The following is a 16421-nucleotide window of genomic DNA, read 5'->3' on the forward strand; positions in this document are numbered from 1 at the left end:
CTGCTGTTCTGGGGTCAGTGCTTTGCTGATTGGGGTTGTACCACAGCGTTCCGATTGCAGTTGCTGAACCCAGCGACGAAGTACGGTCTCACCGACGTCCAGCGAATGGCTGGCTTCGCAAGCACCAGGGATGCGGCCTCGAGTTTGAATTCGGCAGTAAATGAGCGACGTAATCTTGTCATTGAACACCTCAGGTCATGGTGGCGACTGTACCACCTAAAATGGTGCCCGGGATGATTAGACCACTACAGTTTATTTTTCAGCAAAAGAGTGTCTAGAAAACCAGAGGCGAGCCAATCACAGATATGAAAAAAGGGCCCGCAGGCCCTTAGAAAAAGTAACGATGTTATCCACCAAACAGATGGTGGCTGACGATGAACAGGCCGCCGGAGAGCAGCATGGTCAGCGGCAAGGTCAGCACCCATGCCATCAGGATGGTCTTGATAGTCTGGCTCTGCAGGCCGGATTTGTTGGCAATCATGGTACCCGCCACCGCAGAGGATAGGATGTGGGTGGTGGACACCGGCATACCGGTCAGACTGGCAACCCCGATGGAGGTTGCAGCCGTGATCTGGGCCGCGATGCCCTGACTGTAGGTCATGCCGGTGGTACCGATCTTCTCGCCCACGGTATGGACGATACGACGCCAGCCCACCATGGTGCCGCAACCCAGCGCCAGCGCGATGGAGACGATCACCCAGGTCGGTGCGTATTCGGCAGTCGCGGTCAGATCCTTGCGCCATTTGGCCAGATCGGTCAGCTCCTTGGCGGGCAGCGGCAGCTTGGCAGCCTTGCGGGCAGTGTCATCGATACAGAGCAGCAGACGACGCACTTCACGGCGATCAGTCAGGCTCATCTGATCATAAGTACGCACGGCAGCCAGACGGGCATCCAGAGTAGCCATCGCCTGCAGCACGCCATCGGCGGAGCAGTGGGTCATCAGCTCTTCCTGAGCCGTTACCGGTGCAGAGAAGTTGATGACGCCAGAGAGAGCGGACTGGTTGCGCTGGTAGATCTCCATGATGCGCTGGTTGGCATCCTGAGTCCGGTCCAGATCATAGGAGCGGCTGCTCATGTCCAGTGCAAAATAGGCGGGCGCCATGCAGATCAGCACCAGCATCACCAGACCGATGCCCTTCTGGCCATCGTTGGAGCCGTGCACGAAGCTGACGCCCATGGCAGAAGCCACCAAGGTCAGACGTGCCCAGAACGGCGGGTGTTTCTTGCCATCCACCAGCTGACGCTCTTCCGGCGTTTTGTGGATCTTGTTGCTGGTCCAGATGCGCTTCATCGCCAGCAGCAGCAGCGCCGCGATGATGAAACCGATGGTGGGAGAGATAATGAGGGAAAGCATGATGTCGATCGCTTTGCCCACGTTGATCCCCTCTGTCACCGGTTTATGGGTGATCCAGGCATAGGCGCCGCCTACCCCCAGAATGGAGCCGATCAAGGTATGTGAACTGGAGGCCGGGATCCCGAAGAACCAGGTACCCAGGTTCCACACGATGGCGGAAAACAGCAAGGAGAAGACCATGATCAACCCTTGGGTGGAATCCATCCCAAGCAGCAGGTCGATGGGCAGCAGATGGACAATGGCATAGGCCACCCCCAGACCGCCGAACATGACGCCGAAAAAGTTGAAGATCCCCGATGCGACCACCGCCAGGTGAGCCGGCATCGCCTTGGTATAGATAACCGTTGCTACCGCGTTGGCGGTATCGTGAAAGCCGTTGATAAATTCATAGGCAAGCACAAAAAAAACGGCCAATACCAAACCGATTGACCACCACAAACCCAAACCACTAAACATTTCAAACATAAAAAAAAGCCTGTTTATGAGTTGCGGCGGATTATGCCAGATGGCGGCCAACACCATAGCCACCATTGAAATATTTCAGCCATAAAAAAAAAGAGCTTTTTGGTAAAAAATATCCTAGAGCCAGTCTTTATGCGGTTTGCCACTGATTAATTAAAGCCATCAATGATTGCGGGAAAGGGCAAAAATAGCTGATATTTAAGCCAATAATTTCATTTTTATGACGTTTTTATGACAGAAAAATGGGCGAAAATGGTGATAAAACACCCCAGCCCTGNGATTGCGGGAAAGGGCAAAAATAGCTGATATTTAAGCCAATAATTTCATTTTTATGACGTTTTTATGACAGAAAAATGGGCGAAAATGGTGATAAAACACCCCAGCCCTGCCAATCTCATCCGACCAGCACCTCAAACCCCATACCCGTTTGATTCCAGATGCAAAAAGGGAGCACCTTGTGCTCCCTTGAATCGTTGCAGTACGACCTGTTATCAGTCCTGATTGATGCGGCTGGCAACGGCGCCCTGCTGGCTCTTGTACTTGGCATTTTCCCGCTTGTTGTACGGACGGGCGGCGGCGCCGGAGAGCATCTCGAAGTTCAAGGCGCCGATCTTCATCTTCGGGCGCAGCGCCAGCGGCAGTTTGCCGCCGTTGTAGAACTCCAGCACGATGCGACCGGACCAACCCGGATCGATGCGGTGCGCGGTCACGTGTACCATCAGACCCAGGCGTGCCAATGAAGAGCGGCCATCCAGCCAGCCGACGATATCGGCAGGCAGGGTGACCGATTCATAGGTCACCGCCAGCGCCAACTGGCCCGGGTGCAGATAGAAGGCTTCACCATCGGGGACGTGGATCTCGTCACTCATCACCCGATCGATGGCATCGGCCATCTCGCTGCTCGGACCGCTCAGATCAATATAGGGAGCGGTATGATCGCGAAACACCCGAAACTCGTTACCCAGCAGCACATCGACACTGACACCACTGATCCGCTCTACACCGGGCCGTGGCTCAATGACGATCTTGCCTTCATCCAGATGGCGTTCAATATCGGTATCACACAGACGCATTGGGCGACTCTCCTGACAAATTGTGCTTTTAAAAAAGCCGGGCATCACCCGGCTTGTTTCAACTTAACCAATCAACATGTGGCGAATACGTGCCTTGAGCATATCGATCGCGATACGGTTCTTGCCACCACGGGGCACGATCACATCGGCATACTGTTTGGATGGCTCGATAAACTGCAGGAACATCGGACGCACCGTCTTCTGATACTGCTTGAGCACGGAGTCCATGGTACGGCCACGCTCCTGCACGTCACGCACCAGACGGCGCAGCAGGCAGATGTCGAGCGGGGTATCCATGAAGATGGAGGCATCCATCAGATCACGCAGACGGCTGTCGGTCAGCAGCAGGATCCCTTCCAGAATGATCACCCGGCGCGGCGCAAACGGGGTCACTTCGCGCATCCGGGTATGTTCGGTGTAGGAGTACTGGGGAATGGCGACCGCATGACCTTTGACCAGCTGGCTCAGGTGCTGTACCAGCAGGTCGTGGTCCAACGCATTGGGGTGGTCATAGTTGGTCTTGACCCGTTCTTCCATGGTCAGGTGGGTCTGATCACGGTAGTAGCAATCTTCGGTGATCACACCAATCTGACCTGCGCCCAGTTCGGCCACCAGCTCTTCATAAATGGTCTGGGCGATAAGACTTTTGCCAGACGCAGATGCGCCCGCAATACCGATGATCACACACGAATGTTGAGTATCAGACATGACAAATACCTAAAAGAGAAGAGCAGTGGGGATGGTTTAAACCGATCCATTATATAAAAAAGGGTGGGTCATGCCCACCCTCAATTCCCTTTCAAGTGACCGATAGCCGATTATTCATCCAGTGCCATGGCATAGAGGGGGGTCGCAATCGGTTTTGCGCTGAAAAAGAGTTCAGCCCCTACCCTGCGCGCCAGTTTCAAATAGGCCTGAGCCAGGCTCCCTTCCGGTGCGCCGAACACCGTCGGGCAGCCATCATCCATGTGCTGGCGGATGTCGATGTGCAGCGGCAACTGGCCAAGCAGCGCCACTTGATACTGCTCTGCCATCTTCTGGCCGCCACCGGTACCGAACAGCGGCTCATGATGACCGCAGGCGCTGCAGACGTGGTAGCTCATGTTCTCGATGATGCCGAGCACCGGCACATTGACCTTGTTGAACATGGCGATCCCCTTGCGGGCATCGGCCAGCGCCACATCTTGCGGGGTCGTGACGATCACCGCCGCCGAGGTGGGCACCTGCTGGGCCATGGTGAGCTGGATGTCGCCGGTGCCTGGCGGCATGTCGACCACCAGATAATCCACTTCACCCCAACGGGTCTCATGAAGGATCTGCGCCAGCGCCTTGCTCGCCATCGGGCCACGCCAGATGGTGGCATCCTGCTCGGAGACCAGATAGCCGATGCTGTTGCTCTTGAGGCCACAGGCCATCACCGGCTCCATCAGCTTGCCGTCATGACTGACCGGGCGCTCCTTGAGGGTGCCCATCATGGTGGGAATGGAGGGGCCATAGATATCGGCATCGAGAATGGCGACCCGCGCCCCCTCTTTTTGCAGGGCCAGCGCCAGATTGACCGCGGTGGTGGATTTACCCACCCCCCCCTTGCCAGAAGCGACCACGATGATGTTGCGAATGCCCTGCACGGCGTTGAGCCCCTGCGCCCGTGGCATGCTGGCGACGTCAATCTCCAGTGCCCAGTCGATACGGGCGGCGCCGGTGGCGCTGCGCAGCCTGGCATCGTAGTTCTCTTTGAGCTGATCGAGCAGCGAGAGACCGGCAAACGGCAATACCAGCCGGATAGTAAGCCCCTGCCCCTGATTGATGATCTCGCGAACGAATCCGGCATCCACCAGATCCTTGTGCCAGCCTGCTGGCTTAAATTCGGCGAGGATCTGTTTTACTGAATCAATCACCATTAACTCCTCATTATCTTGTCTTTATCTTGAGGTGAACGGTTACCGCACACAAATCAGTGGCTTGCCTGCCATCATCACGGCAGGCTCTGCCAAGGTTGGCACAGCCACAACCCTAGGCAGGCTACCCCCAATTCGGGTAACATGCACGGCACTCTATCATCCCAACAAGCACATCAAGAACGTAATATGGCAACTGATCCTCGTAAAATGCTGGTAACCTGCGCCCTCCCCTATGCCAATGGCTCCATCCATCTTGGCCACATGCTGGAACACATCCAGGCCGATATCTGGGTTCGTTATCAGCGAATGCGCGGTCATCAGGTGCACTTCATCTGTGCCGATGATGCCCACGGCACCCCGATCATGCTCAAAGCGCAACAGATGGGGATCACCCCGGAAGAGATGATTGCGGCCGTCTCCAAAGAGCACCAGACCGATTTCGCCGGTTTCAACATCAGCTTTGACAACTATCACTCCACCCACAGCGACGAAAACCGCGAGCTGGCGGAGCTGATCTATGGCCGCCTGAAAAATGGTGGCTTTATCAAGAGCCGCACCATCTCCCAGCTGTTCGATCCGGAAAAATCCATGTTCCTGCCGGACCGTTTCGTCAAGGGCACCTGCCCCAAGTGCAAATCTCCGGAGCAGTATGGCGACAACTGCGACAGCTGCGGCGCCACCTACAGCCCGACCGAGCTTATCGATCCTAAATCCGCCGTCTCCGGTGCCACTCCGGTGATGAAGGACTCCGAGCACTTCTTCTTCGACCTGCCGCAATTTGAAAAATGGCTCTCAGAGTGGGTGCGCGGCTCCGGCGCCATTCAGGAAGAGATGGCCAACAAGATGCAGGAGTGGTTCGAGAGCGGCCTGCAGCAGTGGGACATCACCCGTGACGCTCCCTATTTCGGTTTCGAAATCCCCGGCGCGCCGGGCAAGTTCTTCTACGTCTGGCTTGATGCCCCCATCGGCTACATGGCCTCTTTCAAGAACCTGTGCAACAAGCGCGGCGACATCGACTTTGACAGCTACTGGAGCAAAGACTCCAGCGCCGAGCTCTACCACTTCATCGGTAAAGATATCGCCTACTTCCACTGCCTGTTCTGGCCATCCATGCTGGAAGGGGCGGGTTTCCGCAAGCCGACCAAGGTCAACGTACACGGCTATGTGACCGTCAACGGCGCCAAGATGTCCAAATCCAAGGGCACCTTCATCAAGGCATCCACTTACCTGAACCACCTGGATCCGGAGTGCCTGCGTTACTACTACGCCGCCAAGCTCAACAGCCGCATCGACGATCTGGACCTGAACCTCGATGACTTCGTGGCTCGCGTCAACGCTGACGTGGTCAACAAGCTGGTCAACCTCGCCTCCCGCAACGCCGGTTTCATCGCCAAGCGTTTCGACGGCAAGCTGGCAGCCACCTGCGCCGAGCCAGAGCTCTACGCCGAATTCGCCAACGCCCGCACCACCATCGCCGAGGCCTATGAGGCACGCGAATTCAGCCGCGCCATCCGCGAAATCATGGCGCTGGCCGACAAAGCCAACCGCTACGTGGATGACAAGGCCCCCTGGGTGATTGCCAAACAGGAAGGGGCTGACACCCAGTTGCAGGAAGTCTGCTCCGTCGGTATCAACCTGTTCCGCGTGCTGATGGCTTACCTCAAGCCGGTGATGCCGCTGCTCGCCGAGCGCGCCGAAGCCTTCCTGGGTGAAACCCTCTCCTGGGATGGCGTGGCCCTGCCGCTAACCAACCATCAGCTGACCCCGTTCAAGGCGCTCTTCTCCCGCATCGAGCCAGCCAAGGTAGAAGCCATGGTTGAAGCCTCCAAGGAAGATCTGGCCAAAGAGCAGGCACCTAAAGTGACCGGCCCGCTGGCAGACGACCCCATCAGCGAGACCATCAGCTATGACGACTTTGCCAAAATTGACCTGCGCGTCGCGCTGATCAAGAAGGCCGAAGCGGTACCGGAAGCGGAGAAGCTGCTCAAGCTGCAACTGGATATCGGTGGCGAGACCCGTCAAGTGTTTGCCGGTATCAAATCCGCCTACAACCCGGAAGATCTGGAAGGCAAGCTGACCGTGATGGTGGCCAACCTGGCGCCACGCAAGATGCGCTTTGGCATGTCCGAAGGCATGGTGCTGGCCGCAGGCCCGGGCGGCAAGGATCTCTGGATCCTGGAGCCGCAGGAAGGTGCCCAGCCAGGGATGCGCGTCAAGTAAGCGTATCGCTGACTGCGACCACAGCGAGATAGAGAAGAGAGGCCAAACGGCCTCTCTTTTTTTGTCTCTCCTGTTTGGCTTGAATAGTTTTTGTCGATGCTGGTCGCGGATAGCTAACGCAGATTGCGGTCTCGGGGTTATCCACCACTGGGCTTGACGGGCGTTACGTTTTGTTCTGCATACCAGACCACCCGACTTGGCATCTTATCCATGTTGTGGCCTGCCAGCATCGCCAGTTTGAGCGCCACCAGCTCCGCCTGCTGACACTCCAGTTGACGCAAACGGGCGGTGATCTTTCCCTTCAACTGCAGCCGCAGCGTCGTCTGCTTGTGGGTGCGTCCCTTTTCTGCTCGCAACGCCCGCCGCCATTGGCGCCAATCCTGCAACTGGCCAAGTCGCTCCTGCCAATGAGTCAGGGTGACCAACCAGCCCGGATCCCCTCCCCCCAGCGCCTGCAGCAGCTCAACGCCATAACGGACCTGCTTGATCTCGAGGCGCAGCCGATGCCAGCGGCGCAACTGTTGACGACGGGTGTGGGCCGATTTTCCGGCAGAGAGAGGATGGTCATCGAGGGCGCACTGCGCCTCATCAAGCCGCAGGGCCAGATGTTGCTGATAGAGCGTCACCAGTGCCCGCGCATCCGGCACCTGCGCCACCGCCGCCAGCCAGCGGGCCAGTCGCCGCGACAACTGGGGCACGCGGCAGGTCGATTTGTGGGTATCAACAGTGCTGGCGGGCGGCTTGCCAAAACGCTCGGTATAGACCTGCGCATCCCGCAGCGCCGAGAGCCGCCCGACCGAGCGCAGCAAACGCAGCTCCAGTTCGGGGTGATAGATGAGTGGCCGCCACAGGGCGAGCAGCGCCAGCAGGCGGCGCGCCGCGATACGGTAGCCATGCACGGTCGGCTCGCTGGCCTCTTCACGCACCGCCCGCGCCGCCTCCTGATAACGGGCGACCCAGACTTTTGCCTGAGTCAGCAACAGACCTTCCTTGTCAGCATCCATCTCGTCCCTGCCGCTTCAGTTGGTGTGAAAGCCCTGACCGGTGGGCGGCAGCGCCTCTTCATACTCCATCCGGGTCACTCTGGCGGTGCGCGGGCCATGCTCCAGCCACCCCAGCATCATCTGCACCCCCTGCGCGGGGCCGCTGATCAGGATCTCCACCGAGCCATCTTCGAGGTTGTAGGCATGGCCCCGCAAACCCAGTTGCAGCGCCCGCTCACGGGTGAAATAGCGAAATCCCACCCCCTGTACCTGCCCCCACACCCGAATGACAAACGATTGCTCTCCCATTTCTCGCACCTTCCACTTAAGAAAAAATTTCCCGCGACGATAATGTGCCCGACACTCTATCTTCTGCAGGATGCAGCTCCATTATGAAAGAAGTTAAATTCCGGTGGGTTGACCGCTATCTCATTCACCTCACCATCAGTGAAAAATTCCATATCGCGTTCTGGTTACCGCTCTTTATCATCGCCTTTCTCAGCTGGTACATGCTGGCGGCCAGCCATCAGCAGGAGATCTCCCTGCGGGTAGCGCAGTTGCAGCAACGGGTCGAGACCACGGCGCAGCTGGTCAGCCAGCAGCCCACTCTGGTGTTGCCTGCCGATCTGCGTCTGACCACGCAAGGCAGCAGCGGGTTGCAGCAGCAAGGGGATCACTACCTGTTTACCGCGCCAGCAGGTCAGGCGGGCTACGTCACCGGCGATCTCGATACCGGCAACCTCTCCATGTGGGACGGCCAAGGCTCGACCATGACCCTGATCGCCGCACTGGCCGCCCTGATGGCACTGGTGATCCACTACATGATGACCTTTGTCTCTGGTGCGCTCTACTCCACCAACAAGGCGCTGCAAACCGTGGCGGACGGGGATCTCACCTTCCGTCTCAACTTCTTCCCGGTGCGCGACGAGTTCTCCACCCTGGCGGGCAGCATCGACCGCTTTACCGACCGCCAACACCAGATCGTCAAACTGGTGGAGGAGTCTGCCGAAGCGCTGACCATGGCCGCCGACGAGTTTCGTGACCATGCCCGCGAAGGCGAGACCATGGCGCGCTCCCAGCGCCAGCACATGGATTCACTGGCCACCGCCATGGAGCAGATGTCGGCGGCGATCCGCGAAGTGGCGCGCAATGCCAACGACACCCTGCAGCAGACCCGCCAGTCGAGCGAAGAGGCCGCCAATGGCGCCAACCGGGTAGCCCGTACCATCGAGGCGATCCGCACCCTGGCCGACGAGATTGGCAACGCCTCCGGCGCGGTCGAGCGGCTCACCCACAATGCCAACCGGATCAACGAAGTGGTCAACGTCATCAACGCCATCTCCCAGCAGACCAACCTGCTGGCGCTCAACGCCGCCATCGAAGCGGCCCGGGCCGGTGAGCAGGGGCGCGGCTTTGCGGTGGTAGCGGATGAAGTACGTACCCTCGCCAGCCGTACCCAGCAAGCCACGGTGGAGATCCAGCAGATGATCGAAGAGCTGCAGACCGGTACCGGCGCCCTCAACGAGATCATGGAGAAAACCGTGGGGCGTGCCGCCAGTAGCCAGCAACTCATCAGCGAGGTGGGGCTGGATATCGAAAAACTGAGCAACCACAGCGATGCGGTGCTGGAGATGAGCACCCAGATCGCCACCTCCAGCGAGGAGCAGAGCTCGGTCGCCGCCGAGATCACCCACAATCTCGATCAGGTACGCCATGAAGCGGCGCAGGTGGAAGAGTCTGCCAGCGCCTCGGTAGCCGGTACTCAGGGACTGAAAGCCACCGCCACCGAGCTGACCCAGGCACTCAAGGGGATTAAGATCTGACCATTCGCGGTGCCAGATCAGGGCAATCCGCTCCATTACACCGGGTTGTTTGAGTTTTACCTGCGGGCCACATAGAATGTGGCCCCTTTTCTTTCTACCATCGGCAAACACCCATGAGCGTTTTCATCTATCTCGTCAAAGGCCGCGAAAAATCCCTGCTGCGCCGTCATCCCTGGATCTTCTCCAAGGGGATTGAGCGGGTTGAAGGCAACCCCGTTGACGGCGACACCGTCGAGATCTATGCCAACGATGGCAAGTGGCTCGCCCGTGGCGCCTGGTCAGGCAGCTCCCAGATCCGTGCCCGAGTCTGGACCTTCGACAAGGATGAGACCGTCGATCTCGACTTCTTTATCCGCCGTCTCAAATATGCCCAGGAGTCCCGCGATCCGCTGATCAAGCGTCAGGGGCTCACCGGCTACCGCCTGTGCGCCGCCGAATCCGACGGCCTGCCGGGTCTGACCATCGACCGTTATGCCGATTTTCTGGTGTGCCAGATCCTCTCTGCCGGTGCCGAGTTCCAGCGCGAGCTGATCACCCAGGCGCTGCGTACCCTCTACCCCGAGTGCAGCATCTATGAGCGCTCCGACGTAGCGGTACGCAAGAAGGAAGGGCTGAAAGAGCGCACCGGCGTCATCTATGGCGAGACCCCGAATGAGCCGGTGGTGATCGAAGAGAACGGCGTGAAGATCCTGGTGGATATTCGCAACGGCCACAAAACCGGCTTCTATCTGGATCAGCGTGACAACCGTCAGGCGGCCGCCAAGTACACCGAAGGCAAGCGGGTGCTCAACTGCTTCAGCTATACCGGTGGTTTTGGCGTCTATGCCCTCAAGGGCGGAGCCAAAGAGTTGGTCAACGTCGATCTCTCCCAGAATGCGCTGGATATCGCCCGCCAGAATGCCGAGCTGAACGGTCTGGATACCAGCAACACCCAGTTTATCCGTCACGACGTGTTCAAGCTGCTGCGTGAATACCGCGAGAAGGGCGAGAAGTTCGACGTCATCGTGCTGGATCCGCCCAAGTTTGCCGAGAGCAAGGCCCAACTGCTGGGTGCCTGCCGCGGCTACAAGGACATCAACATGCTGGCGTTCCAGCTGTTGGCGCCGGGTGGCGTGCTGCTGACCTACTCCTGCTCCGGCCTGATGGAGCAGAGCCTGTTCCAGAAGATCGTTGCCGATGCGGCGCTCGATGCCGGTCGCGATGCCCAGATCCTGGAGCTGCTCTCCCAGGCCTCCGATCACCCCATCGGTACCGCCTATCCGGAAGGCTTCTACCTCAAGGGTCTGGTGGTCCGCGCCCGCTGATCGGCCGTCATCTTCCCTTGTGATCAATCAGGCCCCTTGCGGGCCTGATTGTTTTGCATCGCGCCGTATAAACCTTAGCCTGACGCTCGCCCCGATAACCACCCTCTCTGCTTTATTCGTGTTCCCTCTCCTCCTCTTTCCCTACTTGTTCCCCACTTCTGTTTAAATTTCTTTGCACAATAACTGTACATTTATGATTTTAATCACACCCGTATGACTCTCTTTCCCGTAGTGTGATCCCGCCTGCGGCAGCCACGCCGGGGCAACCGTCCCGTCAGGAGTGATGGGCGGCACAACAACAAAATCGATGTCAGGCCAAGCTGAACATCACAAGGGATCCCGATATGAATCAATCATTGCCGCTGTTAACGCCGCTGCGGGGCATCGCTGCCCTGATGGTAGTGCTGTTCCATGCCCGATTATTGCTCTTTCCCCAGTGGATGGAGTCGATCGCAGGCCACACCCAACTCATCGAGAACGGCTACCTCTGGGTCGATCTGTTCTTTATTTTGAGCGGCGTGGTGCTGGCCCATGTCTATGGAGAGGCCTTCACTCGCACGCCCCGCACCGTGGGCTATGGCCGCTTTCTCTGGTTGCGGCTGAGCCGCGTCTACCCCCTCTACCTGGTGACCCTGTTGCTGCTGGTCGGCTGGGAGCTTTACAAGGCGCAGCACGGGGTGGGCTTCTATGCCGGCCCCTTGTTCAAAATGTGGGAGTGGGAAGGGATGCCGCCTTTCGGTTCCCCCTTCACGCCAGCCGAAGCGCTGCCCAGCGCCTTCCTGCTGCTGCAGGTGGTGACCGATCACGGGTTGACCTGGAACTTCGCCGCCTGGTCGCTGAGCGTAGAGTGGATCAGCTACCTGCTGTTCCCGCTGCTTATCACGCTGGCGGTGACCCACCGTCGCTGGAGCCATCTCGCCCCCCTGCTGGCGCTGACGGTGCTGGCCTTTATCGTGCACAGTCGCGGCACGCTGGATGTCACCAGCGGCGCGCTGGCAGTAGGGCGCGGGGTGAGTGAATTTGTGCTTGGCCTCTGGCTGCTGCCGAGGGTCAAGGCCGCGAAAGGCTTGCCCATGATGAAGCATGATATGCCGCTGCTGGTCGCCTTTGTGCTGCCCTTCGCGCTGATGCAGTTCACCATGACGCCGCAGCTGACCCTGCTGCTGATCGGCTCCTACGTGTTGCTGATCTGGATTTCAGCCGCGCAAGGAGAACGCCAGAGCCCGCTGCTGCGCCTGCTGGACAACCGCTTCACCAACTGGCTGGGGGATCTCTCCTACTCCATCTACCTGCTCCATGCGCTGGTACTGCTCACCGGCTGCGAGCTGATCCACTATCTGGCGCCGGGGCTCACCGAGTGGTGGTATGGCCAGACCAACCCGCTGTTGGGGGTAGTGGCCACCTTGCTGATGTTGGCGGTACTGATCGGGCTATCTTCTTTAAGTTACAACCTGCTGGAGCGGCCACTGCAACGGCGTCTGCGCCGTTGGGGCAAGGCGCGGCAACCGGTGCTGGAGCAAGCCGGATAAGTTAACCCCACCCTGTCTGGATGAGTTGACGGTTTTATGTCAACTCATCCAGCACCAGTTCATCCAGACTGCTCATTACCCAGGCACTCGGGTGCTGGCTAAATCCGAGCTTGGGGTAGTACGCCACCGCCTGCGGCGCAGCCAGCAGGATCAGCTTGCAACCCGGCTGCAATTGCAAAAACGTCTCGCGAATAAGCGCTTTGCCAATCCCCTGTCCCTGCACCGACTCGGCCACCGCCAGATCCGAGAGGTAGCAACAAAAATGAAAATCGGTCACCGAGCGGGCCACCCCGACCAGGGTCTCGCCCTGCCAGGCGGTGATCAGCAGATTGGCGTTATCCAGCATGCCCTGCAGGGTGGACGGATGATCCAGCGGCCGTCTCGCACCGAGCGAGGTCTGCGCCAACAGCGCCGCAAACTGCGCCGTGGTAATGGGGTGGTTAACCAAAAACGTGGTTGTCACAAAGCTCTCCTCCTGATGACGCTTAGGTTGCACACGCTGCTGCTCTCTTTGCCGGGTTCTGTGCTGCAATCAATCACTGCGCGGCGGATCCAGACCGATGACAGGCAAGGACAGGTAATTCCCTGCTGTTTATGTGAATTCCTGTTCGAACCCCAAGGGGCAGATGTGGCATAATGCTCCGTCCTGTGGCCCTTGGCGGGGCTGCGCTGGCGCACCTGGTCGCCCTCTTGTTCCCCGTCCGGCCTGGCGGTCCTCCATAACTGCCAGTCATCGCTGCCCCTGTTGGCACCGAGGCCACCCATATTTGCGGCTTCTTGTCTTCCAATCTACAAGGCCGCCCATTGACCAAGACGGCTCCACAGAGCCTCTGCATAAGGGGTAAGTATGTCTTCCATTCGTCTGACCCAATACAGCCACGGCGCTGGCTGCGGCTGCAAAATCTCTCCCAAGGTACTCGACACCATCCTCAAGAGCCAGATCCCGGGCTTCAATGACCCGACCCTGATCGTTGGCAACAGCAGCAAGGATGACGCGGCTGTAGTCGATATCGGCAACGGTCAGGGCATTGTCTCCACCACCGATTTCTTCATGCCCATCGTCGATGATCCCTTCACCTTTGGCCGCATCGCCGCCACCAACGCCATCAGCGACATCTACGCCATGGGCGGCAAGCCTATCGTGGCCATCGCCATCCTCGGCTGGCCCATCAATACCCTGCCTGCCGAAGTGGCCCAGCAGGTGATCGACGGCGGTCGTCAGGTGTGCCATGAAGCGGGGATTTCGCTCGCCGGTGGTCACAGCATCGATGCCCCCGAGCCCATCTTCGGCCTCGCGGTGACCGGTATCGTGCCCCTTGACGCCATCAAGCAGAACGACACCGCCAAGGTGGGTGACACCCTCTATCTGACCAAGCCTATCGGTATCGGCATCCTCACCACCGCCCAGAAGAAGAGCAAGCTCAAGCCCGAACATGAGCAACTGGCCCCTAACGCCATGTGCACCCTCAACAAGATTGGCCAGCGTTTTGCCGAGCTGCCGGGTGTGCACGCCATGACCGACGTCACCGGCTTTGGTCTGGCCGGTCATCTGCTGGAGATGTGTGAAGGCTCTGGCGTCAGCGCCCGCCTCGACTTCAAGGCGCTGCCACTGCTGGACGAGGTGGATTACTACCTCGCCGAGGGCTGCGTGCCGGGCGGTACCCTGCGCAACCACGACTCCTACGGCCACAAGCTGGATGCCATGGACGATCGCACCCGCAACATCATGTGCGATCCGCAAACCAGCGGCGGCCTGCTGGTCGCCGTGGGTAAAGAGAGCGAAGCCGAGCTGCTCGCCATCGCGCGCGAAGCTGGGCTAGAACTCTCGCCCATCGGCCAGATCAAGCCCCTTGAGGGCACCCGCTTTATCGAGATTGCCCAATGAGTGAATTGCCACTGGCCACGGACTACGCCCGGATTTTTTTAGGCGATGTGCCGTTGATTGATGTGCGCGCCCCCATCGAGTTCAAGGAGGGGGCCTTCCCCTGCTCGACCAATCTGCCCTTGATGACAGACGATGAGCGCGCCCAGGTGGGGACCTGCTTCAAGAAGCAGGGTCAGGCCGCCGCCATTGAGCTTGGTCACAAGCTGGTGGGGGGAGCAGTACGTGCCGAGCGCATCGAAGGCTGGCTGGCGCAGTTGCGCCAGCAACCCGATGCCCTGCTCTACTGCTTTCGCGGCGGCCTGCGCTCACAAACCGTACAACTGTGGCTGCATGAAGCAGGGGTCACTCGCCCCCGCGTCGCCGGTGGCTACAAGGAGCTGCGTCGCTTTTTGATCGACACCCAGGACAAGGCCTCTGCCGAGTGCCACTGGACTGTGTTGACCGGCATGACCGGTTCCGGCAAGACCCATATGCTGGACCATGTGGCCCAGGCGCTCGATCTGGAAGGACACGCCCATCACAGGGGCTCCTCCTTCGGTCAACTGCCCGGCGGCCAGCCCAGCAACATCAATTTTGAAAACAACATGGCCATCGAACTGCTCAAGCGCCGCCATCGCGGCGAGCAGGCCTTCGTGGTGGAAGACGAGAGCCGCCTCATCGGTCGCTGCTGCCTGCCGCTCTCCCTCCATGAGGCCATGAGTCAGGCACCGCTGGTGGTGGTGGATGTGCCACAAATCGATCGGGCCGAGCAGATCCGCGAAGATTACGTGCACGATCTCTGGCTGCGTTATCAGACCATGTATGGTCAGGAAGCCGGTTGGCCGCTGTTTGCCGCCTATCTCACCGATGCGCTGGCCCGCCTCAAGCGCCGCCTCGGCGATCAGGCCCACCGCGAGCTGGATGCCCTGATGCAAACCGCCCTCACCGAGCAGGCCAACAGCGGCTCCACCGAGCTGCATCTGGCCTGGATCACCCTGCTGCTAACCCGCTACTACGATCCCATGTATCTCTACCAGCTTGGCAACAAGCAGGAGCGCATCGTATTTCGCGGTGACAAGCAAGCCTGTCTCGACTATTTCGCCGAGCAGCGCGCCAATGGGCAACAGGGCTGACTCCGTCACCGTTCCAACAAGAGGACCCCACATGTTGAAATTCGAGGTGATCCCGGTCACCCAGTTCGCCCAGAACTGCTCCCTCATCTGGTGTGACGAGACCCATCAGGCGGCGCTGATCGACCCGGGTGGCGAAGCGGACAAACTGCTGGCCGCCATCGCCAAGCGCGGGCTGACCCTGACCCACATCCTGCTGACCCACGGTCATCTGGATCATGTGGGTGCTGCCGCCGAGCTGCGGGAGAAGACAGGCGTCGCCATTACCGGCCCCCACAAGGAAGACGCCTTCTGGCTCGACATGCTGCCACAGCAGAGCCAGATGTTCGGCTTTGCCCATACCCCCGCCTTCACGCCGGATCGCTGGCTTGAACAGGGCGACAAGGTGCTGGTTGGCCAGTGCGAGCTGGAGGTCTACTTCTGCCCCGGCCACACCCCGGGCCATATCGTGCTGCTCTCCCAGGCCGAAAAACTTGCCTGGGTCGGTGACGTGCTGTTTGCCGGCAGCATCGGTCGCACCGACTTCCCCCGTGGTGATCACGGAACACTGATCAAGTCGATCACCGAGACCCTGCTGCCGCTGGGGGACGAAATCGTCTTTATCCCGGGCCACGGCCCCAGCTCCACCTTCGGCCGCGAGAAGGTGAGCAATCCCTACCTGACCCAGCCCATCTGGTGATCAAAAAAGGCAGCGGTGTTAGGGAAGGTGCGAACAAGTGGATCGCACCTTCACCACGAACTCTTTGTCCGCATTTGAAATGCCCATCACTCCAAAAAA

At 59.2% G+C, this 16421-nt stretch carries 14 protein-coding genes and 1 pseudogene; 7 read left to right on the top strand and 8 right to left on the bottom strand.

All coding sequences use genetic code 11. The features are described 5' to 3' along the window. From BSP75_RS21570 to apbC, 5 genes and pseudogenes are all read right to left on the bottom strand, one after another. Positions 1 to 182: pseudogene (locus tag BSP75_RS21570) on the bottom strand (transposase); the annotation flags it as partial. 164 nt (positions 183 to 346) lie between these two features. After that, on the bottom strand, positions 347 to 1819 hold the full coding sequence (locus BSP75_RS12885) for an inorganic phosphate transporter (protein ID WP_075113455.1): 1473 nt from the start codon (positions 1817 to 1819) through the stop codon (positions 347 to 349). A 488-nt stretch (positions 1820 to 2307) separates the two neighbouring features. Next, positions 2308 to 2889 carry a dCTP deaminase gene (gene dcd / locus BSP75_RS12890; protein WP_042061717.1) on the bottom strand — a complete coding sequence of 194 codons (582 nt, stop codon included), beginning with the start codon at positions 2887 to 2889 and terminating at the stop codon, positions 2308 to 2310. Positions 2890 to 2952: 63 nt separating this feature from the next. Next, complete coding sequence (gene udk / locus BSP75_RS12895) at positions 2953 to 3597, bottom strand: uridine kinase (protein ID WP_075113456.1); 645 nt, start codon at positions 3595 to 3597, stop codon at positions 2953 to 2955. 110 nt (positions 3598 to 3707) lie between these two features. Continuing rightward, complete coding sequence (gene apbC / locus BSP75_RS12900; RefSeq protein WP_005345574.1) at positions 3708 to 4790, bottom strand: iron-sulfur cluster carrier protein ApbC; 1083 nt, start codon at positions 4788 to 4790, stop codon at positions 3708 to 3710. 186 nt (positions 4791 to 4976) lie between these two features. On the opposite strand from apbC, the gene metG reads away from it, so the two are divergent. Then, positions 4977 to 7010: a methionine--tRNA ligase gene (metG, locus tag BSP75_RS12905; protein WP_075113457.1), complete on the top strand. Its 2034-nt coding sequence runs from the start codon at positions 4977 to 4979 to the stop codon at positions 7008 to 7010. A gap of 137 nt (positions 7011 to 7147) precedes the next feature. On the opposite strand, the gene BSP75_RS12910 is transcribed toward metG, so the two are convergent. Together BSP75_RS12910 and BSP75_RS12915 are read right to left on the bottom strand one after the other, a co-directional pair. Next, entirely contained in the window at positions 7148 to 8014 is an 867-nt protein-coding gene (locus BSP75_RS12910) for a CHAD domain-containing protein (protein ID WP_075113458.1), read from the bottom strand. Positions 8015 to 8029: 15 nt separating this feature from the next. Continuing rightward, positions 8030 to 8302 (bottom strand): acylphosphatase, encoded by a 273-nt coding sequence (locus tag BSP75_RS12915; protein ID WP_005345583.1) that lies wholly within the window; start codon positions 8300 to 8302, stop codon positions 8030 to 8032. Between the two features lie 83 nt (positions 8303 to 8385). Between BSP75_RS12915 and BSP75_RS12920 the strand changes: the two genes are divergently transcribed. The 3 genes from BSP75_RS12920 to BSP75_RS12930 all read left to right on the top strand — a co-directional run bounded on the left by BSP75_RS12920 (position 8386) and on the right by BSP75_RS12930 (position 12649). Continuing rightward, positions 8386 to 9816: a methyl-accepting chemotaxis protein gene (locus BSP75_RS12920; protein ID WP_075113459.1), complete on the top strand. Its 1431-nt coding sequence runs from the start codon at positions 8386 to 8388 to the stop codon at positions 9814 to 9816. Between the two features lie 113 nt (positions 9817 to 9929). Continuing rightward, positions 9930 to 11120: a class I SAM-dependent methyltransferase gene (locus BSP75_RS12925; RefSeq protein ID WP_075113460.1), complete on the top strand. Its 1191-nt coding sequence runs from the start codon at positions 9930 to 9932 to the stop codon at positions 11118 to 11120. A 344-nt stretch (positions 11121 to 11464) separates the two neighbouring features. After that, complete coding sequence (locus BSP75_RS12930; protein ID WP_075113461.1) at positions 11465 to 12649, top strand: acyltransferase; 1185 nt, start codon at positions 11465 to 11467, stop codon at positions 12647 to 12649. Between the two features lie 34 nt (positions 12650 to 12683). Here BSP75_RS12930 and BSP75_RS12935 read toward each other — a convergent pair whose 3' ends face one another. Next, the gene (locus BSP75_RS12935) at positions 12684 to 13112 is read right to left on the bottom strand and encodes a GNAT family N-acetyltransferase (RefSeq protein WP_075113462.1); all 429 of its coding nucleotides are present in this window, start codon (positions 13110 to 13112) and stop codon (positions 12684 to 12686) included. 384 nt (positions 13113 to 13496) lie between these two features. On the opposite strand from BSP75_RS12935, the gene selD reads away from it, so the two are divergent. The 3 genes from selD to BSP75_RS12950 are packed head-to-tail and all read left to right on the top strand — an operon-like array spanning position 13497 to position 16322. Then, entirely contained in the window at positions 13497 to 14534 is a 1038-nt protein-coding gene (gene selD, locus BSP75_RS12940; RefSeq protein ID WP_075113463.1) for a selenide, water dikinase SelD, read from the top strand. Next, positions 14531 to 15646, top strand: a complete 1116-nt coding sequence (gene mnmH / locus BSP75_RS12945) for a tRNA 2-selenouridine(34) synthase MnmH (RefSeq protein WP_075113464.1) — start codon at positions 14531 to 14533, stop codon at positions 15644 to 15646. The genes selD and mnmH overlap by 4 nt, the downstream gene beginning before the upstream one ends. A 31-nt stretch (positions 15647 to 15677) precedes the next feature. Beyond that, complete coding sequence (locus BSP75_RS12950; RefSeq protein WP_075113465.1) at positions 15678 to 16322, top strand: MBL fold metallo-hydrolase; 645 nt, start codon at positions 15678 to 15680, stop codon at positions 16320 to 16322. The last annotated feature ends 99 nt before the right edge of the window (positions 16323 to 16421 follow it).

Origin of the sequence: Aeromonas sp. YN13HZO-058 (genome assembly GCF_001921245.1) — a bacterium.
In the GTDB taxonomy this organism is placed as follows: Bacteria; Pseudomonadota; Gammaproteobacteria; order Enterobacterales; family Aeromonadaceae; genus Aeromonas; species Aeromonas allosaccharophila.